The following is a 22,795-nucleotide window of genomic DNA, read 5'->3' as shown; positions in this document are numbered from 1 at the left end:
ATGCGCCCTCATCCGCCTTGCGTTCCCGCAACGCACCCTTGACGCGCCGCCGGCACGACCGGGTCATGCACCCTCACACCGGTCATGCATCGATTGTCTCGCGCTAAAAAAAATGCCGCGGACAGCCGCGGCATTTCGCTTCAGGCAAGCGGAGCGCGTGAATTCACTGACCTTCGCCGAATTTATCGGCAATCAGTTTCAACAATGCGTCCATTGCTTCTTTTTCGTCGGCGCCTTCCGTTTCGATCAGCACCGTGCTGCCTATACCCGCGGCCAGCATCATCACGCCCATGATGCTCTTGGCATTGATACGGCGGCCATTGCGGCTCATCCAGATTTCCGCCTGGTAGTTGCCCGCGAGTTGCGTCAACTTGGCCGACGCGCGCGCGTGCAGCCCCAGCTTGTTCACAATAGTCGTTTCCTGTTGCAGCATGTGATGGTCCGAAGCGCGGGTAAGTGTTGTAGTGAAAGGTGAAACTGCAAACCAGCTGCAAACGGGCCGCAACCCGATCGCAATCGTCTAAAGCCGTGCGATCCGCTTACAACCCGGTCGAGCCGGCTTTCTGAGTCAGATCGGCCTCGGCCGGCAAGGCGGGCAAACAGTCACTTGAAGCGGCCTCGGGCGGCAAGGCCGGCAAACAGCTGCTGACCTCTGCGGGAGGCGCAACCGGCGCCGCCGCGGCGGGCCCGATTGCATGCACGCCCTTGGTGGCCCCGGCGAGCGCTTTGTCGACCAGCGTGTCGAGCGGCGTCGCGCGATAACAGACCGCCCGCACCAGCATCGGCAGATTGACGCCGCACAGCACCCGGACGTTCGGCAGCGAAGCTAGCCGCCCGGCAATATTCGCCGGCGTGGCGCCGAAGATATCGGTGAGCACGAGTGCGCCGTTTTCTTCCTTGAGCCGCTCGATTTCCGAGTGCGCGAACGCGACCTGCTGTGCGGGATCGCAATCCGGCGATACGTCGATCACGCCGATGCGGGCCGGCAAGCCACCGTAGATGTGCGAAACACAATCGCGCAACGCGGTGGCGAACGGAGCGTGCGCAATAATCAGAATGCCTGCCATGTCAGCCTTACTGCAAAAGAACGGCCCCGAACCGTGGACCGGGACGAAGCCCGGTTCGTAAGCGCCCTCGACCGGCCGTGGGTCGTGAGGGCCGGAACGCATCATCTGACGAGCGGCCCGCGGCGCCTGCTGTCGCGACGGCACCGACGGAAAACCGCTCGTTTACAGTCCGCAATCCATGCCTGCAGCGTCTGGCAGACGCCATCGATTCGGCTTGGCGCGGAAGAGCGGGCATTGTATCAGGCCCATTTTCGCGCCAAAGCCGGTGTTTCGCTTGATGCAGATTTACTACACAGTTTGGGTGGCATGGCAGCCATTCAAGGGTTTCGACTCAAGCTGCCGCGCGCTCCAGTGCGTCGATGAACATCGCGGCGACGTCGAAGCCGGTCTGATCCATGATCTCGCGGAAACATGTCGGGCTCGTCACGTTCACCTCGGTGAGCCAGTCGCCGATCGCGTCCAGCCCGACCAGCAGCAGACCGCGCGCGGCAAGCACCGGCGCGAGCGTGTCGGCGATCTTGCGGTCATGCTCCGTGAGCGGACGTGCCACGCCGAGACCGCCGGCCGCCAGATTGCCGCGCACTTCATTTCCCTGAGGAATCCGTGCGAGCGAAAACGGCACCGCTTCGCCGCCGATCAGGAGAATGCGCTTGTCGCCTTCCTTGATCTCGGGGATGAACTTTTGCGCCATCACCGAGCGCGCGCCGTCGTGGCTCAGCATCTCGATGATCGAGCCGAGATTCATGCCGTCGGCCTTCACGCGGAACACACCCATGCCGCCCATGCCGTCGAGGGGCTTCAGGATCACGTCGCCGTGCTCTTCGTGGAAAGTGCGCAACCGGGCGGCGTCGCGCGTCACCAAAGTCGGCGCCACGAACTGCGCGAACTCGCCGATCGCCAGCTTTTCCGAATGATCGCGAATCGCCTGCGGCTTGTTGAAGATGCGCGCGCCGCCGCGCTCGGCCATTTCCAGCAGCCACGTCGACGTCACGTATTCCATATCGAACGGCGGGTCTTTACGCATGACGACCGCGCTGAAGCGCTTCAGCGAACGTGGCGTGGCGGCTTCAGCCGCGTACCAGGTGTCGCGATGCAGGTCCGTCACGTCGCCGACGATCGCAAAACGCTGCACGTTCGCCTCGACGTCGTCGCCCGTCCACGCCAGATGCTTCGGCTCGCACGTGTAGAGCGTATGGCCGCGGCGCGCGGCTTCGGCCATCATCGCGTAAGTCGAGTCTTTGTAGATCTTGAACTGCGTAAGCGGATCGGCGATAAAAAGAATGTCCATGGGGATTCCGGTGCGCCCTTAGGGCTTGGCATTGATCGTCAATATAGTCGCTGAAAATGACGATGGCGGCATGCAAGCCGCCATCGTCCAACTAGCGAGGCTTAAACCTGAATCGCTTCCGGATCGGTCTTTTCCAGTTCGACCGAGGCGGCCAGCAACCCGAGCCGGGCCACCACGCCGTACATATAGAAGCGGTTCGGCACCGCCGCGCCAGGCTTGGCGTGCGCATCCGGCAGCGCCGTATGCTCGAAGCCGAGCGGCACGAAGTGCATGCCGGGCGCGTTCAGATTCTGATCGCGCTCGCGGCTGCCGTGCACGCGGTAGAAGCCGCCCACCACGTAACGGTCGATCATGTACACGACCGGCTCGGCGACTTCTTCACCGATCCGCTCGAAGGTGTACACGCCTTCCTGCACGATCACGTCATGCACTTCGAGACCGTCTTTGGTGGCGGCCATCTTGGCGCGTTCGCGCTTGGTGAGCGCGGCCACTTCCGAGGCGTCGTGCACGGTCATCACACCCATGCCATAGGTGCCGGCATCCGACTTGATGACGACATACGGTCTCTCGGAGATGCCGTACTCGCGATACTTCTTGGCGATCTTCTTCAGTACGCCGTCGATTGCGTCTGTCAGCGCTTCTTCACCGGTGCGCTCCTGGAAATCGACCCCTTCGACATGCGCGAAATACGGATTGATCATCCACGGATCGATCTCGACCATCTTCGCGAACTTCTTCGCGACGTCGTCATAACAGGAGAAGTGTGTCGATTTGCGGCGAACAGCCCAGCCGGCATGCAGCGGCGGCAGCAGGTACTGCTCGTGCAGATTTTCCAGCACGGGCGGAATGCCGCCTGACAGATCATTGTTCAGCAGAATCGAGCACGGATCGAAGTTCTTCAACCCGAGGCGCCGCGGCGTGCGCTCGAGCGGTTCGAGCACAAGCTTCTGCCCGTCGGACAATGCAATCGTAACCGGCCCGACGATGCTTTCGTCGAGCGTGCCGAACCGCACGTTCAAGCCGGCCTGACGCATGATCGCAGCCAGACGGGCGACATTCTCCAGATAAAACGCGTTGCGCGTATGGCGCTCGGGGATCACCAGCAGATTTTTCGCGTCGGGGCAAATCTTTTCGATCGATGCCATCGCGGCCTGCACGGCGAGCGGCAACACTTCCTGCGGCAGATTGTTGAATGCGCCGGGAAACAGATTGGTATCGACCGGCGCGAGCTTAAAACCCGCGTTCCGCAGATCGACTGAACAATAGAACGGCGGTGTGTGCTCCTGCCATTCGAGCCGGAACCAGCGTTCGATGGCGGGCGTAGCGTCGAGGATCTTCCGCTCGAGATCGAGCAGCGGGCCGTTTAACGCCGTAACTAGGTGCGGAACCATTGATCACTCGCAGACTGGAGAAAAAAGATTGTAGAGCAAACGCTTTGTCCATTTGGGGACGGTTTCTCCATTCGCAAGCCGATGCGAATGCATTCTCGCTATCGCCATGATAGGCGCGGAAAACTCCTGCTCACAAGATACGCGGCAAGAAAAAAGCCCGCCATAAAGGCGGGCCAAAGTCGCTGCGCTTGGTTCTGATCCGCAAGCCCTGGAGCTTGCGGTTGAGGGACGGCGCTTATTCGACGTGTTCGCCGTGCAGGCTCACGTCCAGGCCTTCGCGCTCCTGTTCTTCCGTCACACGGATGCCCATCACCATGTCGATCACCTTCAGCAGGACGAAGCTGACCACACCGCTGTAGATCAGCGTCGTCAGCACGCCCTTGGCTTGCAGGATGACACTGCCGTCCGCGCCGCCGATGTCCTTGACCGCGAACACGCCGGTCAGCAGCGCACCCACGATACCGCCGATGCAGTGCACGCCGAACGCGTCGAGCGAGTCGTCGTAACCGAGTTTGTGCTTGAGCCACGTTGCCGACCAGTAGCAGATCACGCCTGCCGCGATACCGATCACCAGCGAACCCGTCATACCGACGAAGCCCGAAGCCGGCGTAATCGCCACCAGACCTGCCACGGCACCCGACACGATACCGAGCACCGACGGCTTACCCTTGGTTGCCCATTCGGCGAACATCCATGCGAGTGCTGCTGCCGCGGTTGCCACCTGCGTGGCGAACATGGCGAAACCGGCACGGCCGTCTGCCGCCACTGCCGAACCCGCGTTGAAGCCGAACCAGCCTACCCACAGCATCGCGCCACCGATCAGCGTGAGCGTCAGGTTGTGCGGCGCCATCGATTCCTTGCCGTAGCCGACGCGCTTGCCCAGCACCAGCGCGCAGACCAGCGCCGCGATACCGGCGTTGATGTGCACCACCGTGCCGCCCGCGAAGTCGAGGATGCCCGCGGCAGCCAGCCAGCCGGTCGGTTCCCAGACCATGTGCGCGATCGGCGAGTAGACGATGATCGACCACAGCGTCATGAACACCAGCATCGCCGAGAACTTCATGCGATCGGCAAACGCGCCCGTGATCAGTGCCGGGGTAATGATCGCGAACGTCATCTGATAGACGCAGTAGACCGTTTCCGGGATCGTCGGGGCGAGATGGCTGACGGTCAGCGTCGTCGCCTTGTCGCCGTGGATGTAGTTCATGCCCGCCATGAAGAAGCGTGACAAGCCGCCGATGAACGAGCCGCCCGGCGTGAAGGCGAGGCTGTAGCCCACCACGACCCAGATGATCGACACAAGGCAGGTGATCGCGAAGCTCTGCATCAGGATCGCGAGCACGCTCTTCTTGCGGACCATGCCGCCGTAGAACAGCGCCAGACCCGGGATCGTCATGAACAGCACGAGCGCGGTGGAGGTCAGCATCCAGGCGGTGTCGCCCGAATTGATCTTCGACGAATCGACCGAGAACGGCGCGGTCGGGGCTGCCGGTGCGGCGGCAGCGGATGCGGCCGATGCATCAGGTGCGGCTGCGGCGCTGACAGCCGGTGCGGCGGACGCTTCAGCGGCCGGTGCCGAAGCGGCGGCGGCTGCAGGCGCTGCCGAAGCGTCCGGTGCCGGCGCACTCGCCGTCGTATCGGAAGCAGCTGCCGAGGCCGCTGCGGGTGCGGAAGCGTCGTCCGCGAGGGCGGCGCCGATACCGCCCGCGAGCAGCGAACCGGCCATCAGCATGGACATCAATAATTTGCGCATCTTCGTTTCCTCTTGTCGCTATCTGTGTCGCTATCTTTTGGTATTACAGAGCGTCCGCGCCGGTCTCCCCGGTGCGAATCCGAATCACTTGCTCGATCGGGGTGACAAAAATCTTGCCGTCGCCGATCTTGCCGGTGCGTGCCGCGCGTTCAAGCGCCTCGATCGCCTGGTCGACGATGTCGTCCGAGACAGCTGCCTCGATCTTCACCTTCGGCAGGAAATCAACCACGTATTCGGCGCCCCGATACAGCTCCGTATGGCCCTTCTGCCGGCCGAAACCTTTGACTTCGGTGACCGTGATCCCTGAGACGCCGATGGCCGACAAGGCTTCGCGCGCCTCATCGAGCTTGAACGGCTTGATGATTGCGGTAATGAGTTTCATGGAATCCCCTCGCTAAGTTGCGTAACCCGTTGCGTAACCCTGTTTGCGTACCCTGTAACCCGTTCGCATGGTCTCGTTCCGCTGCCGGCAAAAAGCACCCGGCAGTGCGCGCCGGGCAGTAACAGCAACTCGCGTGCCATGTTGTGTCAGACTTCGCCCGCTGCACGTTGCAAAAGGGGCGCAAGCGGCCCTGGCCGGATGGCCAGCGTTGGCAGAGCACGGTGGCGCGGCGTATGGATCGTTGCTAGAGTGTTCGAAGGCTTTTAACGTTTGAGCGCGCACCAAACGGGCTCATGCGGCAGCGGCAGGCAACCGGTCATGCACCAAGGCGGCCCATCCGCCGTGACAAAGCACAGACGTAACGAAACATGCACATTTTTTGTGCATCAAGGGGATCACCATGAAACAACCGAACGATGTCTTTAACGATTTTCAGGCTCGCATGAGCGAGCTATTCAAGAACTCGCCGGCCAAAGATGTCGAACGCAACGTGAAAGCCATGCTGTCGCAGGGCTTTTCCAAGCTCGACCTGGTCACGCGTGAGGAATTCGATACGCAGACCCAGGTGCTGGTGCGCACCCGCGCACGCCTCGAAGAGCTGGAGCGCCGCGTCGCCGAGCTGGAGCAGAAACTGCCGGTCACGGCGCAAACATCCTAAGGCTTTGCTCGCAGCGCTTTAGCTGCGCAGTGCTGCGCATCACTGGCAAGCGAGCCGTGACGTCATCAGCGTTTTAGGGGACTCGCGCGCGCCCTCGGCGCGCCGTCCGACGGGAGAAAACATGTCGCTTGCCGTGGTGCGCAGTCGCGCGCCGGCCTCTGGCCGCGCGCCCGAAGTAACCGTCGAGGTCCACCTCGCGAACGGATTACCCTCTTTTTCGATCGTCGGCCTTCCGGATCTGGAAGTGCGCGAAAGCCGCGAGCGCGTGCGCGCGGCGCTGCAGAACTGCAGCTTCGATTTCCCCGTGCGGCGCATCACCGTCAATCTCGCGCCTGCCGATTTGCCGAAGGAGTCCGGCCGCTTCGATCTGCCGATCGCTTTGGGCATTCTGGCGGCGAGCGGGCAGATTCCGGCCGAGTCCCTCCTGCATCGTGAATTCGCCGGCGAACTGTCACTGACCGGCGCGCTGCGGCCGATGCGCGGGGCTTTCGCGATGGCCTGCGGGACGGCCCGCAGCGGCGCTTCTCATGGTGACCCTGGCAGCGCTTCCAGTGTTGCATCAGCGTTCACTACGCCGGGCGAGCAGACAACGCCCGTGGCGTGCGTTCAGCACACGCCGCAGCTTTACCTGCCTGCGGCAAGTGCGGCCGAGGCAGCGCTCGTGCCCGGTGTCGATGTCTACGGCGCCGCCGATCTGCCGTCGCTATGCGCGCATCTTGCCGGCGCGCCTGACGCCCGGCTCTACCCAGTTGCGGCCCCCGAACTCAGCGAGACCGCGCCCGCCGCCGCTCCTGACATGAGCGACGTGATCGGCCAGCGCGGCGCGCGCCGCGCACTTGAAGTCGCCGCGGCCGGCGGACACCACGTCTTGCTGGTCGGGCCGCCCGGCGCGGGCAAATCGATGCTCGCCGCTCGCCTGCCGGGCCTGCTCCCACCCATGACCGATGACGAAGCGCTCAGCTCGGCCGCGTTGCTGTCCGCCAGCCGGGCCGGCTTTACCCCCTCACAATGGCGGCAACGGCCGTTTCGCGCGCCGCATCATTCGTCGAGCGCTCCGGCGCTGGTCGGCGGGCGCAACCCGCCGCAACCCGGCGAGATCACGCTCGCGCATCTGGGTGTGCTGTTTCTGGTTATAGCGAGACAAACATTTTAGTAGACGGACTTTACAAGTAGGGTCGCATCCTATAACCTAGAAATTATATAAACACCGAAAAACAATAGATGAACTATCGGGTGTATTTCAGTGACTCGGGGACCACAACAAAAGCTGGCTTTGGGAAGGTTGCCCATTTGCCCTGCATCTTTGATTCAAGACCGGGATACCATAGGGCGGCCAGTCGTTACCTCATCGACCGAGGGCTCGGGGTCTGGAATCCGAAAGCCCGGGGGGTGGCCATCGAGACGATTGCGCCAAGCGACCAGACCATTCTCAACTACGCACATTGGCTCGCCAACTTTTTAGAGTGGGCCAACCTTCGCGGAATTGACCTATCCACTTGCACTTACGCTGAGCATGTCCAAGGTCGCTACCAGACCGAAATGGTGAATGGAATCTGGTCTCGGGACGCCGTAGGTCTCAAGCCAAGCACTATCAATCTACGTGTGCAGCAGGCCTGCGACTTTCTCACCTGGATGTCGGACAAGGGCCTTCGAGGCCCCTTTCACATTGCGACTGAGACGGTAACCGTTAAGTCTGGAAGCGCAACGAGTTCAGTCGGGCATCGGCCGAAAGAAATCGAGGTGCGAAAAGGGAAAGTACGTCAGAACAAACGACGACTCCGAATGCCGACTGACGCGCAACTCGATGCTTGGCTCAGCCGCGTTTACGCGAAGGCCGGTGACACGAAGGGGTTGATGTGCGAGACCATTTTGCTCACTGCGATGCGACGGGAAGAGGTTGCTTGCTGGCGCGTCGATACCTTGCCGCCGGAGAAAAAAGACTGGCACATAAATAATCCAGCGGCGCCTCTGAAACAGCAGCAGGTTCGAGTCAGCATCAAGTTCGGGACAAAGGGCTCCGGGTATGGCTACGACCACGGCGACAAGATTGGGCCGGAACGCTCCATCTGGATTCCGCTGGAGCTAGCCGAACGGCTAGACGAATACCGAAGGAAACACCGCAATTCCGCCCTTCGAAAATGGGTGAAGTCGGCCCCGGCGTCGGAGCAGCGGCGTCGAATCAGCGAGACGGTGCATCTGTTTCTTGACGAGCATACCGGTGAGCGAATCACGAGCAAACATCTGTACCAAGCTTGGACAAGCGTGGAACTTCCGTTCGACGGTTGGTCGCCGCACCTTGGCCGCGACTGGTGGGCCTGCTCCGTCCTGTGGCGGGAACTGAAAAAGCACGAGCACCTTCTTTCGTTGGGCGTCGAGACAGCTACGGCCCTTCTGGAATCTACGGCGATGAGCGTCATCAGACTGCAGATACAGCCTCAACTAGGACATGCGCATGACAGCACCACCATGATTTATCTGCAGTGGGTCATGGACATGGTCAGCGTGGGCCTGTCGGTCAGATACGAGGCTGAACATAACAACGAATTTCAAATAGAAATCAACGGGGAAACAATTGCGGATTCGAAATTACAACAAAGACAACCTTAGGGAAAAAGCACTCCCGGTTGCGGCAGTAGTCGTCCCGCCCGAGCTATTTGAGTCTGGCGAGTCCGACCCACTTCGATTTTGGACGCGGCACGCCCATCCGCAATACATGGACCTTACTGTCTTTCGTGATGGGGAGGCCCACGCGCCTACAGGTCGCGGAGGCACAACCTGGCTCGGCCCATTCACTGGCCGCCCTCAACTTATCGCGGAACTCGCGCCGGCAATCCGCGAATTATGCGAATACGCGGCGCCGAGCACGGCGAGTCAATATCGTTACTCGCTCCGGGCGTGGTGGCGGCTCTTTGATGCAGTCGAATCGTCAGCGCTTCAACCGGACAGCGTCCGAGTAGAAACTTTCGCCGACGTTACGGAACTGCATCGCCAGCGGGCTTATGACGAAGGGATGAGCCGGACCGTCTTTTCTGCATTCACGAAGCTTCTAAACCTAGTCCGGAAGTCACGCGGAGTGGCTCGCCTTTACTGGGACCCGCCGGAAGACTCGCCCCCAGTTCGGCATCTCCCTCCGCAATGGCAAATCGACCAGATTCGATTCCACTTCAAGCGGAACTGGTTTGCTGCATTGGCCCGTTGGGAGAGAGCTGAGCAACTCCTTGCGGGCGAGCCGCCGTTGAACGTTATAGAAGAAGGCTTGCTGAAAAACTATCAGCGTTTCGACGCAGCAGTAACCCGTACTGGCTCGCCACGGCCCAGTGCCGAAGAGATTTGGGGGGAGATGATTCCTTCCACTTTCAATAACAGGGGCTACAGCATCCCCCAGATGCTCGACGGCCGGTACCCAAACGCATACGACATCCGCGTGGCCTTTCACCTGTGTCTGGCCAGCACGGGATGGAATCCTTCCACCTTGCTCGCTTTGGACGTTGACACCAATTTCATTGAGCCGCATCCGAAGGACCCGACGCGCTACCTGATGACAGGATACAAAGCCCGCAGCAAGTCAGAGCAAGCGACCGAGGGTCTGCGTAAATCTCGCGGCTCAGCCGGCGGAATCATCCAGGAGTTGATTGCTCGCACCGAGCCGTTGCGAAGGCAGTTGCGCAAGGACATCGAGCAGTTGCGCAATCGGTATGCTGAACTGGCGACCTCGGGTGCAGCGCATGAAGAGCTGAGCGCCATTCGAAGACAACTTGTCCGACTCGAGCAAGGGGTGAAATCGCCTTGGATTTATCTCACTTCGACAAGAGACGCCATTGTTTGGCTTGAGCAAAATAAGGCCACCCACTCGCGTGGTCTTCGTGGCGGCAGAAATTCATTCCTGGAGGACGTTGTCGAGGAAATCAATGCAAAGCAGCCAGCCGACCGGCAGCTCTCGAAGCTCAAAGCAGGCGATTTCCGAGATGCTTTCGCCGCGTACGCCTATCGCATTAGCGGCGGGATGGTGCTGTACGTGATGAAGGTTCTCGGGCACAAGCATCCGACGACGACCCAAATCTACCTCGACAATACCCTCCTCAACTCCGAAAGCGACCGGCTTTATCGGTCCTTCAGTAACTCGCTCTGGCATGAAATCAGGGTGCATGGTCGGGTCGACCCGACCATTGTCGCGAAGTGGTCCCGAGACGGAACAGTTACGGACTCGGAACGCGCTCGCCTCAGCGAGTACCGCTCGCTAAGACGCAGCCGAATCGGCGTGGGCTGCAAAGACCCAATGCACCCTCCGAAGCACATCGCGCCATCGTTTGAAGCCGACGGTACGGCAATGTGCAACGTTCAGCGATGCACATTGTGCCTCGACCACGCGGTCATCTTCCCTGACAGTCTGTCTGGATTGTGCAAGCGTCTGGCGGAGTTGTATCAAATCAGGTCCGGAATGTCGGCGGTGGCGTTTCTGGAGTCCTCGTTCGGCGAGGAAATCAATAACACTGAGGCCGCGCTCAAGCACTTCGACAAGGACCTGGTGCAAGCCAGCCTCGCGCTGTGGCAGACGCGTATCGCAAGCGGTGAACACCGCGTTGTCGCATTTGAGAGCATTTAAACGGGGCGTTGCATGAACAATAACCTGCAAATTGTGGCGGACGACACGCTTTCCGCCCGTCCAGCACTAGCGGTAAACGACACGCTCGGTATCCCAGCGTCATTCTCCCCGGAGGAAGAGCCTGGCGTCTCCCGCAATCGGGCGCTGCTCCAGGTCACGGCAGAGTCCATTCAGCATCTGGATGAATCCGGGGTCATCAACCTCCAGCACATCCTCGAGCACGGCAACGAGTACGGCTGCTGGGAAACTCCCAAGCGGTGGAGGCCTGTCGAATCGAGACACGCCACGATGCGCCTTCTCCTGCGTCAGCGGATTATTGATTTGCTTCCGGAGGCGCTTCAGATACAAGTGCTTGAAGACACAAGTCAACTGAAGGAGGCTCAGGGGGCCGCCGGCGTGGGCCCTTCGCACATCCTGTCGCAAAGCCACGCCAATCGGGTCCTCGACCTGGCGGTGCTAACCTTTAGTCGCTACCTTTTGTTGCTTCGGATGGGACCGAGCTCTCAGTTGGCAAAGGGCGCATCGCTGGACCCTTCCACAATCAGCGGCCTGGCGTACGACACCCTTTCTGCAATGTTCGCAATAGCCGCTGCGAATTTGCTCGCCTCCCCCTCAATTCGCCTCCGTGCCGGCAGCGCGGTAGCCAACGCGTCCGAAGTTGGGTTTCTGAGGCATATATCGAAAACCGATTTGGAGTCTTTGTCCGAAAGCAAGCAGAAGCGCGCGTTTCCAGAAGTTCGACGCATGCAATCCCTTGCCGACCGGGGCTTCTGGCGTGACGTTCCAGACGTTGGCCGAGACCCAAACGCGACGACAGAAGTCGCTGGTGAGAAAAAACAGAACGCTCCCGAGAAGGACAGAGATAGCCACCTGCCGTTACCGGACGACTATGTCTCCGAGATGGGACAGCGAAGCGTCTGGCTAATCAAAGACTTAGCACCTAACCTGCTGATTGTTGCGGGCGAGATAATTGCACTATGGGCCCGCACAGACAATGGTACCGACAAACCGAAAGCAGTCTTGGCTCGTCGTCGCAAACTACTGCCGGAGTATCTTGCGGACTTCGTATGGAAGGACTCTCAAGGGCGAGTCATCGCAAGGCCGCCCTTCGAAATCAAGCTGTCACGAAACACCGACGTTAGGGTACGGAAGCGCGTTGCCGAAGAAAATCTCCACTGGCCGCCTCGTACGTTCGCGCACATCCTAGGCCTGTTGAACAACGTCCAGTTGGCACATTTGTTTGTCGTCGGTCTTTCGACAGGTGGCCGGAAATCGGAAACGCTCACCTTGGAACGCGACTGCATCGAGTATGCACGCAACGGGATGCCCTACGCGAACGGTCGCACGTACAAACTCGTTAAGCGACATGACGGTGAGCTTCGTGATTGGGTATTGCCCGACTTGGCGGTAGAGGCACTCGAACAACAGGTCCGAATGGCGGCCTTAGTTGAGTCAATCGGTTTGCAGAAGCCGGTCCGCTCTACAACCGACGACGATACGCCTAGTGGACTAGCGCGTCACCTGTGGGTTCAAGTTTCGTCAGGAAGTCACAGCGACCGTACCTCGCCATTCCTCAACCTCGAAAAAGCGTTGAAGGTCTATGCGAAAACGCTGGGAATGGACCCAGCGCCTGGCGGCCAGAATATTCGGCCCCATCGCCTCCGCAAGACCGTTGCTCGCTTAGTGGCACTCGCTTTGACTCAAGCCCCGAAGATTCTGATGGATGTCTTCGGCCATAAGTCTATTGAGATGACGCTTTACTACATTCTGACGGACAAGGATTTGCAGGCGGAGATTGAGACGGTCAGCCGCGAACTGCGCGTGATGCGTGCCAAAGAGGCAGTCGAAAGAATCGTCGCCGGGGAAGACCAACCCGACGGGGCGTTGCCGCTTGGCGGCTACGGCGGCCCAGCCGCCCTGATGCTAAATCGAGCAATTCAGGTCCACGGAGACCGTCTGCATCAGCGCGGTGAGGACTGGGGCGCAAACAGCCCGATGGAACTGGCTGAAATACTGACACTCCAGGGCAAAGGGTGGCAGCTCGTCAGGCCCGGCGTCATTTGCACGAAGTTCGCAGGCACGGAATCCGGACCTTGCAACAAGAGCAAAGGCCATCCCGAACCATCTCGCTGCCAATCTCATTGCAAGCACCGGCTCGAGGAACCGTTCCTTCGCGAGGACGTGGATGGGTCAATCAGAGACTCGGTGCGAGCTTACGTCGAGGCCGGAGAAGCCGGTGAAGAACTTGTTCAGGCGCTGTGGGCAGGTCAGGTTCGCACGCACGTGAGTCGGTTTGAGGACTTGCGCCAGAAATGGATGGAGAACCCCGTCGTTAGGTCGATTGTCGAGGAGCCGAAACAGGAGGGCGTGGCAGCATGACGACACCACTTTCCAAAGGAGCGAAACGCTCCGATTCGACGCGCGCACTCATTCAGGAGCGCGCCCTGGAGCGCGGTGCGCAACGCACGGAAGACGTCCAGCAGCGGGTTCGTATGCTCATGGCGGACATTGAAGACGAAATGGCCCGCAATGAGGGGATTTATCCGCACAACGGCGGAGCGCTGTCCGGTGCCGAAATCGCCCGCCGAGCGGGAATCCATCCAACCACCCTCTTCAGTCCGAAGCAGCGGGACTTCGGTTCCGAGGTCAAGCAGTGGCTGGAGAGGATTAAGGAAGGAAAAGTCGTTGGCCGAGGCCCTGTCCGCCGCGAACTCGCTGACCGAATTGCCGATTGGAAGGCTTTGTACGACGGACTCGCCCAGTCCCACCGCGACACCGAACTCGAACTCCAGCAGACCGAGGCCGACCTGGAAAAAGCCCGGGGCGAAATCAAAACCCTCCAAGCCACCGTAGACCGATTGACTGAACAACTAGCGGCGTTGGGCGGGGAAAAAGTCGTATCGCTGCGAAACAAGGGGAAGTGAAGATGGCGAGACCTAGCGTCATTCCTCAAGTTCTCGGTCGCCTGGAGGCCTATCTGAACGACCGCGAAGCAGAGTACCTAGCTCAACCTGTCGACTCAAGGTCCCCGACAGTTCCCGCGACTCCCGACGGAAAAGTCAACGTACGAGCTATCGCAGCGGCCATCGGGCTCAAGACTACGCAGGAAAAGTACCTGTATGAGCGCGAAGAGCTGAGCCAACTCATCAACCTTATGGCTGAAGGTCAGGGCTTGGCTCCCATTGGGTCGCGGCTGCTGCAAGCTGCTGCCGATAAGGTGCTCAAGGAAAGGATTGTCCGGCAAGCCCAGAACGCCAAGCTGGCCGAGCAAGCCGCCGTGGAAGCCCAGGCCGCCCAGGCGGAGCTGCTTGAGCAACTACAAGCCCTTGCCTCTGAAAACGAGCGCTTGCGGGCGCACAATGTTCGACTGCAAGCGCAAATTGACGCTATGCATGCCGGTGTCTTCATCCGGGTGAACGAATGAGAGCGCCATTCTCTGCGACCGTCGTCGTCGAGCGGGTGCTCTCCCAACTAGACAATGGCTGCATCTTCTCGGCCCGGTGCGAGGACGGTAGTGCCTTGCGGGTCAAGTTCTCGGGTAAGGACACCCGCCCCCTAACTGGTGATGTTCTTGTTGTTGAAGGGCTGCTGGGCGAGTACCGCGACCGCTTCGGCAAATCCGTTCGTCAGCTTGAATCAAAACGCATGCAGCCCGCTGCATCCCACGGCGCGCTGCTCGGGCCGTGGCTGGCGAAGTTGCCGAACATTGGTCCGACGCGAGCCGAACGCCTGCTCCACACGTTTGGCAATGACCTAGCGGCCGTGCTATGCGACGTCGACCGTATGAACGATGTCGCTGCCGTCATCGAGCCTGGCAAGCCCGCACTGGCGGCACGGATTACTGCCCAAATCTACGCGCAAATGGCGTCGCAATCGAGCGCGCAGCGCTCGCGTGCTGCGGAGGTCGAATTCCTGGCATTCCTTGAGAAGCTCGGCATTCGAGAGACCAGACTAGCTCATCAGCTCTGGCGTCTCATGTCGGGCGAGTCGGCCATTGACCGCCTAAAACGCAACCCCTACGTGCCCGCCAGCCTCATAGACTGGAAGACTGCCGACCGTGTTGGCCTGCGTCTGCTTCGGCAAGCTGATGCAGACGGCGAGCTGGGCCGGCATCCGACTCGCCTGATGGGTGCCATGAACAGCGTTTGGCGTGAACTGCTGGCGAACGGCGACACCGCCGCGACCGAAGAGAAAGTGATGTCACTCTTGGAATCGCGCGGCGTCAACCCTACCGAAGCACTGCGCGTTATCGAGAGCAATCTCGCCCTCAAACGTGGCCAAGACCTGCTGAGAGCACCTGGAGCCGCGTGGCTGGAAGACCAAGTGACCGTGGCATTGTCAGCGACGGAGGCCCGTGCGCCAAGCCTTTCCGTGCCAGCAGGCACGGACCTCGAGAGGTTGGTAGATGCCGCTCAGACGGACGCGCAACTTCAACTGACAGACGAGCAGCACGCTGCCATCGCGAAGCTGCTCGGCCTGCCCGTCGCGGTTCTACAAGGCGGTGCCGGCGTCGGCAAGACTACCGTGATGAAGGTCCTGACTATCGCATGGGAATCGCTGGGCGGCGATGTGGTGATGGGCGCGCTGGCCGGCAAGGCCGCATTAGCGCTCTCGCGAGGAGCGTCATCTCATAGCCGGCCACGCCTGGCCTACACGATTGCCAGACTCATTAGCATGCTCGAGCAGCAACGCGACTCAGCGAAGCGAACTCGGCAACCGGAAGTTAGCTTTACCAGCCGCACGCTTCTGGTCATTGATGAGGCCGGGATGATGGACACGCCGAGCCTCTACAAGCTGCTGAGTCTGTTACCGCCAGGGGCTCGCGTGCTGTTCTCCGGCGACGAAGGACAATTGCCCCCGGTCGGTATCGGCAAGGTCTTCCATGACCTCGTAGCGGAGGGCTCACGCGTCGCCAATCTGACGAAGGTGTTGCGGCAGGCAGACGACAGCGTGATTCCCGAGGTCGCCTCGCAGATTCGAGTCGGAAAGCAACCCACGCTCCAGCCCTGGCGAGGCGAAAGCAAAGGCGTCTATTTGGTTTCGCCCAGTCAGCTGTGGACGGTCCAGAGGCAACTGCGCGACAAACGTGAACTGATGGTCGTTGCAGCGAGACGCAAGACAGTCGACGACATCAACTTCACGGAGTCCGCGCGGCGACGAACCGCTGACACTGTCACGCAACGCCTCGGTCCCCTGGTGGAGGTCGCAGTCGGCGACCCGATTGTGGCGACGGCGAACCGCTATGCTGAGGGGTTGTTCAACGGGTTGCTCGGAACGGTGACCGCCGTTGAAGGGACCGACGTTTCGCTATTGTGGGATGGGGAAACCCTTCCGCGAAACCTGTCGGAAGAAGCCCGGAGCAGTATTGAGCTGGCTTATGCCATCACTTGTCACAAGGCACAAGGTAGCTCGTCGGAGGCTGTCATCGTGGTTGTAGAGGACTCTGTCCTAGTCACGCGGGAATGGCTATATACGGCCATTACGCGAGGCCGCGAGCTTGTCTTGCTTGTGGGAGAAGCAGCGGACATCCAATGCTCTGTGGACCGCCGCACGATTCGCACCACAGGATTTCAGGTTCCGGCTCGGCTGCGGAGCTAGGCAAGTCGTGTGTGTCTCATGCGCGGTGACAGCTGCCTGTCACCGCCGCGCAGCAAGTTCGGGCTAAGATTCTCTGGCAATCTCAAAGTTTTTTCAGTACTATAAACACTGAAATGTCTTTGGGAGACTCTCCGTGGCGACCATCAATGTTGATTTCGACGTGTTCAAGGCCCTTACGAACCTGCGCATGTCCGAGGAACAGAATGAAAACGATGTGTTGAGGAAACTGCTCGGATTACCGGCAGTTGCCAGTCAGCTCTCGAGCGACGAGCCAGCCTGGGTGTGGAAGGGGGTTTCGTTTCCTGCCGGAACGAAACTCAGAGCGACATTCAAGGGCAAGGAGTACATGGGAGAGGTCCATAACGGAGCGTTCCTGCTGGATGGTGTTGAGTACACATCGCCGTCGGCGGCTGCTCAGAGCGTTACCCAGTCGCCAGTGAATGGGTGGACGTTCTGGCAATGCCTCCGCCCCGGAGACACGCAGTGGATTGGAATCAATACACTCCGACGGTAGAACCTTCATAAGGCCAGAGAAAAGAAATGAGAAAAGCAACCTTCTCCGCGATGCCAGTCCTCCTTGCTCTAGCTGCGTGTTCGACCGGTGTCGTTCCAATGGACGCGGGCACCTACATGGTGGCCAAGAGAAGTGCGCAAGTTGGTTTTGGCCCGGCGAATGGCGCGAAAGCCGACGTGTACCGGGAAGCGAACGAGTTCTGCGCGAAAGAGAACAAGAAAGTCGAAACCGTTTCACTGCAAATGACTGATTCGGCGTTCGCCCAACCGGCCAGCGCCTCGCTCCAGTTCAGGTGTAAGTGAGTCAATGGTCGGGGCGCAGCCCTGACCCCGCACGGAAGCCGCAGCGGAGCGCAGGCCGAAGGCCGAGCACCGAACGGGTGAGTACGGGGCTTGCCATTGACGCACCGCCTGCCAAGTAGCCTATGCCCTCGGGCAGACGGTATCTGGGCCGAAGGCCCTGTGCCGGCTGCCCCGAGGGCCCAGCGGCCCGGCGGGAGCGCTCCCCTCGCCTTGGGCGAGGGGCGGGGGGAGTGGCTCGCCTTGCTTTCTTTGGGCTTCAATTCTCATTTCAATGGTTATGTCTTAGGATAACGTCCACGGGAGAGGGATAGGCGCTCCCACACGTCAACCCGCGCTGCAAAAAACAAGCGCTCGACGAAGAGAAGTAAAAAGGCGGCCAATGGGACGACAAGAGGGGTTTTCTCGACTAGCGAAGCTGATTCGCGGGCTGGGTGTGCTCGCGGCCGGCTTGGTGGCACTCTTTCTTTGGCCGTTGCTTTCCAACGGGCGGACTTTTTCGGACAACATCGGCTTTGTCGTGGCCGACCTCGTCGTAGCGGCCGCCCTGTATTTCGCGGCGCGCGCTGTGGCTTGGGTCATCGATGGGTTTGCCGGTGAAAGATAGCTTACTCAGGCACGTCTTTCTGGCCTGCATTCCCACCTTCTTGCTCATGGGCTGCCAACAGAAGGAAGCCACAGTGGAAGCCTACGGCTACGTGCAGAAGGACCCCAATTGCACCAACGGGGACAATTGCGGGTTCAAGCGTGCCGGCGAATTTCTGTTCAACGTATCCGCAGCGACGCAGCAGGTCACCTACCAGTACATCCCTGAAGGTGGCAACCGGAGCGACGCCGACTTCACGAAGCTCGAGCATTGTGTTGTCGTGAGCGCATCCGACTTCAAATGCGACGGTCTCAGCCGGGTGCAGGGGGCTTTCGTTATCGAGCCCCTCGCCTTACCGCCCGTCAATTACATCTCGGATTCCTTCATTGAAGCCCACGTCGACAACCCTACCCGCTCGAGCTTCAAGTTTGTAGAGGACGTCTTGAGCAAGGTCACTTGGCCTTGGATTGTCGGTGGCGTGGTTGTGCTCATGCTGCTGGGGGCTGTAGCCGGCTAAAAGTAAAGCCAACCCGACCGGAGGAAGTCAGCTACTCGTGGGGTGAGTGTTAGATGAAGAACCGCCAGACCAACGCTGGCCATTCGCCCATCTAGTACATGACCACATTAGATTAAGCTCAAACCCTTATAGAACGGGGTTTTGGGATACTCATCGAATGGTTCACCAGCTATAATTCTGGACGAACTGCCGGAATTCGACCGCCATGTGCTCGAAACCCTGCGCGAGCCCCTCGAGGCCGGCCGCATCACTATCTCGCGCGCTGCCTTGCAAGCGGATTTTCCGGCCGCCTGCCAGCTGATCGCCGCGATGAACCCGTGTCCCTGCGGCTGGCGCGGCGACCCCAACGGCCGCTGCCGCTGCACGCCGGAAATCGCGGCGCGCTATCTGCGCAAGCTGTCCGGGCCACTGCTCGACCGGATCGACATCCAGATCGAGATTCCCGCGCTCACGCCGGCGGAGTTGTCGGCGCGTTCCACTGCCGCCGGTGAAACCAGCGCGTCGATCGCACTGCGGGTGAATGCCGCTCGCGAGCGGCAACTGGCCCGGCAAGGCAAAACCAATCGGGAACTGGGCGGACGGGAAGTGGACGAGGTCTGCCGCCCCGACGCAGCCGGTGAGGCTTTGCTGCGTCAGGCCGGCGAACGCTTCGGCTGGTCGGCGCGTGCTTACTACAGAGTCCTGAAGGTGGCGCGGACCATCGCCGATCTGGCCGGCACCGCCATGCCGAGTGCCGCGCAGATCGGTGAAGCCATTCAATATCGGCGCGTGATGACCCCGACTTGACACGACCGGGCAGTGTAAGGACGCTGCAGCCGTTCTGCCCGATCATCGTGAAACCGCGCCGCACGGAATCAACGGTGTGGGAGGGGGCCAGGTTCGCGAGATCGTGCTGCAGCTACGCACGTGGCGCAACCGCGAGGCCACGCCACGCCACGCCACGTGCATCTCACCACGAATATTTCACGCCGGCCATGCCCGTCAGTCGTTGATAACTGCTCCCGGCAAAACCCCACGCGACATTGCCCCAGGTCTGCCAGCGATGTGCAAACCTGTATTGCACGCCAGCTTTCAACTCGCCCGTGCTATTCGGCACACCATTGAGCGCGATTGATATATCGTCCACGACGATCGAGTTGCGCCGGTTGTTGTACCACCAGTTAGCCTCGAACGACGCCCGGATCATATTTCCGGCGCTGGTTCCAAAATCGCGGTAGAGACGCGCGCCGAGCCGGCTCGTCAAGCCGCCGGAACCGTTATCCCCGACCTGTGTGCCGTTGACCTCGGTATGCGTGCCCGCGCTGTAGTCCGCGTAGAGGATCTGGCCTTGCGGTTCGATCACCCAATCGCTGTTGAAGGGATTCATCGCGTAGCCGACTTCCAGGGAACCCGTCCAGCTGTGCGAGCTGTACCGTTCTCCGGGCAACAAATCGCCCTCCACCTGATTGTCGAAGTTGCCGTATTGGAGCCAGCTGTCCACGTAAGCGCCGAGCCGGGTCTTCTCGTCGGCAAACCAGCTCGCATAGCCACCGACTGCGTATCCGCTGACAGTGCCGTGCGCTGAGAACGGATTGCCGTCCGCGCTCGCGTCGGTGCGCATATTGCCGTAGGCCGCCATCAGACCGACATGCACGCGGTCGATGCTCTGCATCCCTGACCATTGCGCAATGTCACCACCGGCCTGCAGCACCTCGCCTTGTGTATTCACGCCGAGTTGACCGTCGGCGCCGTGACCGCGCAGGCCGGAGCCGGCCACGCGCACCCAACCGGCCCCCGTTGGAGCGCGTCCGGCTGCATCGTCACCCGTCTGATGCGGCGGATCGCCCAGACGGTCATGCAAGGTCTGAATGAACATAGTCTGCGCCGCATACTGGTTGCCGAGATATGCACCGACCTCGGGCCGCAGAAGCTTCGGCGGAACTGGCGTTGGCGTTGGCGTTGGCGTTGGCGTTGGCGTTGGCGTTGGCGTTGGCGTTGGCGTTGGCGTTGGTGTCGGTGTCGGCGTCGGTGTCGGTGTCTGCTCGGAGCGCAGATACCACTGACCACTGTTCGGATCGCCCACCCCGCCCTGGAAAAGCCGGTACTCGTACGGACCTCCTACCACCCGGCCGTCGAGCGTGAACGCCCCGCCAGCAGAACGGCTGGCATCCGCCACCTGCACGACCTGAATGCCGTCCGTCGGCGTGAACGCGCCCACGCCACCCACGCGCTGCACGCTCAGATGCGTGGCGCCTCCCGCACCGATGCTCGTCGCGTCCGCCACCAACATATCGCTCTGCGAACTCGCACCGCCTTCATTCAGCACGCTGTCGATCAGCAGCCGGCCGCCATTGGAAATATAGGTGCCCCCCGTCACGATCAGGCGGTCCCCGGCAACGCCGTTGGCCATCGTAATCGTGCCATGGTTGTCGAGATTGCCGGCAATCGTGAATACAGCGTCCGGGCCGTTGGCGAACGCCGGCAGCGCATTGCCGACGCCAATCAGACCCATGTTGAGTACAGACGTGCTCACCTTGCCGTAGCCACCGAATGAACCGGCCGCGTCGACAGTGACCTCCCCGCCGCCGGTGAGTTCGGCGCCAGGATGGGACGCGTCGCCAATCGCCAGGGTGCCGCTACTGATTGTGGTGCCCCCGGTATAGGTGTTGCTGTTATTCAGAATCAGCGTGCCGGAACCCGCTTGGGTAAGCCCGCCGTTTCCGCTGACAATATTGCCGTAAACCACCGTATCAGACCGGCTAAACCGCAACTGCCCGCCATTGCTGACCGACACATCGCCACTCACACTGCCGGAGGCTCCACCATTGCCAATCTGCAATGTGCCGCCGTTCGACACGCTGGATCCGGCGCCAGTGCCGCCATTAGTAAGCTGGCCCGTGACAATCAATGTGCCATTTTGCACATTGAGTGCCGAGGTACTAGCTGCCGTAGTGCCCACCGTACCACCCAAGGTCCAGGTCCCGGTATCCAGAGCGGAGATTGTGGACAGCCCGCTAAAGCTATTATTGGCCGTACCATTGCCCTGCAGTGCCAAAGTATTGTTTTTGCCCGAACTGGTGATCGAACCATTCAGCACGCTTCCGGTTTGCAAAACTAACTGGTTGTTGCTGCCGCTCATACTGACAGCGGTACCGCCTGATCCGGTGATGGTGCCCGAGTTCGTGAGCAAGCCTCCTGAACTGCTGTTCATCTGCACGCCGGTGGTACCCGATATGCTGCCGCTATTGGTGATCGTTCCGTTACTCGTACCGCGCACGATCATGGCAGGACCCGAAATTGCGGTAATCAAGCCCGCGGAGTTAACCGTATAAGTCCCGTTATCGATCACCAGCCCCGCGCCGCCATCGTTGCCGATGATTCGCCCAGTGCTGCTCTGTGTGACTGAGCCCCCTGAGCCCAATCTGATGGCTGACGAAACGCCAGAAATATCGCCATCATTCACAATCGTCGTAGTCACTCTCCCTGATAAAATCCCGTAAAACAGTTCGCTATTGATGCTGGCGCCGCCATGATTGCGAATGGTTCCCCCGTTGATGAGCTGAACACCGTACGCCAAGACAAAATTCTCGCCGCTAATGCGGCCGTAGTTGTCTAGCTGAACACCGTTGGCGGTAGCGGCACCAAGCTGAACTCCGCCGCCAATCGCGCTGACAGAACCGTAATTGGTCAATTGCCAGTTCTTCGAGGCATCGCCAGATATGCCGACGTTGGTGCCGGTGTTATTGATAACGGTGGTGACCGGCGCCACGAAAACACTGGAAGAGGGGTCCAGTATTTGCAGAAAGACCGTGGCCGTTGAGCTATTGATTGTCGTGGCTGCGCAAATTTTTCCGGCCGGTAGCCACACTGCCAGCCAGGGCGAACTGAAGGTCAACATCCGGATAACGCCGCATATCAATGGATAGCGTAAGCGCGCATTGAGTGGTTTTGCGGCGTGAGGCGACCGACGCATACTAGCGACCTCGATATTGGTTAGCTGTGGCCTGGATCAGTGCGTGGCGCCGCCGAAACACATCACGTTTGCCCTGCCTGAATCGCTTGCGGATACGCTTTGTCGCTGCAGTCAGATCAAAGTGGCCGTGCCTCCGTTTTGAAGGAGAGCCCGTCACCGTCAATTGATCGGCAGTCGCGAAAATCGG

18 protein-coding genes and 2 pseudogenes are annotated in these 22,795 nt (G+C 60.4%); 13 read left to right on the top strand and 7 right to left on the bottom strand.

Features of this window, described 5'->3' with window-relative positions; genetic code table 11:
• Positions 1–163 precede the first annotated feature (163 nt).
• The 6 genes from AYM40_RS01390 to AYM40_RS01365 form a co-directional block, all read right to left on the bottom strand.
• A complete protein-coding gene (locus AYM40_RS01390) occupies positions 164–433 on the bottom strand; it encodes an HPr family phosphocarrier protein (protein WP_007179472.1) in 270 nt (89 codons plus the stop codon).
• A 106-nt stretch (positions 434–539) separates the two neighbouring features.
• The gene (locus AYM40_RS01385; protein ID WP_063497791.1) at positions 540–1,067 is read right to left on the bottom strand and encodes a PTS sugar transporter subunit IIA; all 528 of its coding nucleotides are present in this window, start codon (positions 1,065–1,067) and stop codon (positions 540–542) included.
• A gap of 331 nt (positions 1,068–1,398) precedes the next feature.
• Positions 1,399–2,355, bottom strand: coding sequence for a glutathione synthase (gene gshB, locus AYM40_RS01380; protein ID WP_063494639.1), 957 nt, complete (start codon positions 2,353–2,355; stop codon positions 1,399–1,401).
• A 101-nt stretch (positions 2,356–2,456) separates the two neighbouring features.
• Positions 2,457–3,746 (bottom strand): glutamate--cysteine ligase, encoded by a 1,290-nt coding sequence (gene gshA / locus AYM40_RS01375; protein WP_063494638.1) that lies wholly within the window; start codon positions 3,744–3,746, stop codon positions 2,457–2,459.
• Positions 3,747–3,981: 235 nt separating this feature from the next.
• On the bottom strand, positions 3,982–5,499 hold the full coding sequence (locus AYM40_RS01370) for an ammonium transporter (RefSeq protein ID WP_063494637.1): 1,518 nt from the start codon (positions 5,497–5,499) through the stop codon (positions 3,982–3,984).
• A 43-nt stretch (positions 5,500–5,542) separates the two neighbouring features.
• Positions 5,543–5,881, bottom strand: a complete 339-nt coding sequence (locus AYM40_RS01365; RefSeq protein ID WP_006048089.1) for a P-II family nitrogen regulator — start codon at positions 5,879–5,881, stop codon at positions 5,543–5,545.
• 400 nt (positions 5,882–6,281) lie between these two features.
• On the opposite strand from AYM40_RS01365, the gene AYM40_RS01360 reads away from it, so the two are divergent.
• The 13 genes and pseudogenes from AYM40_RS01360 to AYM40_RS01300 all read left to right on the top strand — a co-directional run.
• Positions 6,282–6,539 carry an accessory factor UbiK family protein gene (locus tag AYM40_RS01360; RefSeq protein ID WP_063494636.1) on the top strand — a complete coding sequence of 86 codons (258 nt, stop codon included), beginning with the start codon at positions 6,282–6,284 and terminating at the stop codon, positions 6,537–6,539.
• A gap of 121 nt (positions 6,540–6,660) precedes the next feature.
• Positions 6,661–7,668: pseudogene (locus tag AYM40_RS01355) on the top strand (YifB family Mg chelatase-like AAA ATPase); the annotation flags it as partial.
• Between the two features lie 92 nt (positions 7,669–7,760).
• Positions 7,761–9,146: a site-specific integrase gene (locus tag AYM40_RS01350; protein WP_007179479.1), complete on the top strand. Its 1,386-nt coding sequence runs from the start codon at positions 7,761–7,763 to the stop codon at positions 9,144–9,146.
• The gene (locus AYM40_RS01345; RefSeq protein ID WP_158515224.1) at positions 9,112–11,142 is read left to right on the top strand and encodes a hypothetical protein; all 2,031 of its coding nucleotides are present in this window, start codon (positions 9,112–9,114) and stop codon (positions 11,140–11,142) included. The genes AYM40_RS01350 and AYM40_RS01345 overlap by 35 nt, the downstream gene beginning before the upstream one ends.
• 12 nt (positions 11,143–11,154) lie before the next feature.
• Entirely contained in the window at positions 11,155–13,521 is a 2,367-nt protein-coding gene (locus AYM40_RS01340; protein WP_063494634.1) for a tyrosine-type recombinase/integrase, read from the top strand.
• A complete protein-coding gene (locus tag AYM40_RS01335) occupies positions 13,518–14,066 on the top strand; it encodes a hypothetical protein (RefSeq protein ID WP_007179482.1) in 549 nt (182 codons plus the stop codon). Before AYM40_RS01340 ends, AYM40_RS01335 begins: the two co-directional genes overlap by 4 nt.
• A 2-nt stretch (positions 14,067–14,068) precedes the next feature.
• Positions 14,069–14,566: a hypothetical protein gene (locus tag AYM40_RS01330; RefSeq protein WP_007179483.1), complete on the top strand. Its 498-nt coding sequence runs from the start codon at positions 14,069–14,071 to the stop codon at positions 14,564–14,566.
• Positions 14,563–16,740: an AAA family ATPase gene (locus AYM40_RS01325; protein ID WP_063494633.1), complete on the top strand. Its 2,178-nt coding sequence runs from the start codon at positions 14,563–14,565 to the stop codon at positions 16,738–16,740. The genes AYM40_RS01330 and AYM40_RS01325 overlap by 4 nt, the downstream gene beginning before the upstream one ends.
• A gap of 133 nt (positions 16,741–16,873) precedes the next feature.
• Complete coding sequence (locus AYM40_RS01320) at positions 16,874–17,254, top strand: DUF2924 domain-containing protein (protein WP_007179485.1); 381 nt, start codon at positions 16,874–16,876, stop codon at positions 17,252–17,254.
• Positions 17,255–17,280: 26 nt separating this feature from the next.
• A complete protein-coding gene (locus tag AYM40_RS01315) occupies positions 17,281–17,556 on the top strand; it encodes a hypothetical protein (protein ID WP_236720878.1) in 276 nt (91 codons plus the stop codon).
• A 379-nt stretch (positions 17,557–17,935) separates the two neighbouring features.
• Positions 17,936–18,160 carry a hypothetical protein gene (locus AYM40_RS01310; protein WP_007179487.1) on the top strand — a complete coding sequence of 75 codons (225 nt, stop codon included), beginning with the start codon at positions 17,936–17,938 and terminating at the stop codon, positions 18,158–18,160.
• A complete protein-coding gene (locus AYM40_RS01305; RefSeq protein ID WP_158515223.1) occupies positions 18,138–18,656 on the top strand; it encodes a hypothetical protein in 519 nt (172 codons plus the stop codon). The genes AYM40_RS01310 and AYM40_RS01305 overlap by 23 nt, the downstream gene beginning before the upstream one ends.
• Before the next feature lie 171 nt (positions 18,657–18,827).
• A pseudogene (locus tag AYM40_RS01300) lies at positions 18,828–19,442 on the top strand (ATP-binding protein); the annotation flags it as partial.
• A 163-nt stretch (positions 19,443–19,605) separates the two neighbouring features.
• Here AYM40_RS01300 and AYM40_RS01295 read toward each other — a convergent pair.
• On the bottom strand, positions 19,606–22,533 hold the full coding sequence (locus AYM40_RS01295) for an autotransporter outer membrane beta-barrel domain-containing protein (RefSeq protein WP_063494631.1): 2,928 nt from the start codon (positions 22,531–22,533) through the stop codon (positions 19,606–19,608).
• Between the last annotated feature and the right edge of the window lie 262 nt (positions 22,534–22,795).

This window comes from Paraburkholderia phytofirmans OLGA172 (assembly GCF_001634365.1).
GTDB lineage: Bacteria > Pseudomonadota > Gammaproteobacteria > Burkholderiales > Burkholderiaceae > Paraburkholderia.
The sequence above is the reverse complement of the archived record's forward strand: the minus strand, read 5'-3'. Positions and strand labels throughout refer to the sequence as shown.

Coding starts and splice junctions, on each gene's coding strand:
- gshB (WP_063494639.1), bottom strand. CDS start 2,355: ATGGACATTCTTTTTATCGCCGATCCGCTTACGCAGTTCAAGATCTAC.
- AYM40_RS01295 (WP_063494631.1), bottom strand. CDS start 22,533: ATGTTGACCTTCAGTTCGCCCTGGCTGGCAGTGTGGCTACCGGCCGGA.
- AYM40_RS01385 (WP_063497791.1), bottom strand. CDS start 1,067: ATGGCAGGCATTCTGATTATTGCGCACGCTCCGTTCGCCACCGCGTTG.
- AYM40_RS01325 (WP_063494633.1), top strand. CDS start 14,563: ATGAGAGCGCCATTCTCTGCGACCGTCGTCGTCGAGCGGGTGCTCTCC.
- AYM40_RS01340 (WP_063494634.1), top strand. CDS start 11,155: ATGAACAATAACCTGCAAATTGTGGCGGACGACACGCTTTCCGCCCGT.
- AYM40_RS01390 (WP_007179472.1), bottom strand. CDS start 433: ATGCTGCAACAGGAAACGACTATTGTGAACAAGCTGGGGCTGCACGCG.
- AYM40_RS01330 (WP_007179483.1), top strand. CDS start 14,069: ATGGCGAGACCTAGCGTCATTCCTCAAGTTCTCGGTCGCCTGGAGGCC.
- AYM40_RS01305 (WP_158515223.1), top strand. CDS start 18,138: ATGGGTTTGCCGGTGAAAGATAGCTTACTCAGGCACGTCTTTCTGGCC.
- AYM40_RS01365 (WP_006048089.1), bottom strand. CDS start 5,881: ATGAAACTCATTACCGCAATCATCAAGCCGTTCAAGCTCGATGAGGCG.
- AYM40_RS01370 (WP_063494637.1), bottom strand. CDS start 5,499: ATGCGCAAATTATTGATGTCCATGCTGATGGCCGGTTCGCTGCTCGCG.
- AYM40_RS01335 (WP_007179482.1), top strand. CDS start 13,518: ATGACGACACCACTTTCCAAAGGAGCGAAACGCTCCGATTCGACGCGC.
- gshA (WP_063494638.1), bottom strand. CDS start 3,746: ATGGTTCCGCACCTAGTTACGGCGTTAAACGGCCCGCTGCTCGATCTC.
- AYM40_RS01360 (WP_063494636.1), top strand. CDS start 6,282: ATGAAACAACCGAACGATGTCTTTAACGATTTTCAGGCTCGCATGAGC.
- AYM40_RS01350 (WP_007179479.1), top strand. CDS start 7,761: ATGAACTATCGGGTGTATTTCAGTGACTCGGGGACCACAACAAAAGCT.
- AYM40_RS01310 (WP_007179487.1), top strand. CDS start 17,936: ATGGGACGACAAGAGGGGTTTTCTCGACTAGCGAAGCTGATTCGCGGG.
- AYM40_RS01315 (WP_236720878.1), top strand. CDS start 17,281: ATGAGAAAAGCAACCTTCTCCGCGATGCCAGTCCTCCTTGCTCTAGCT.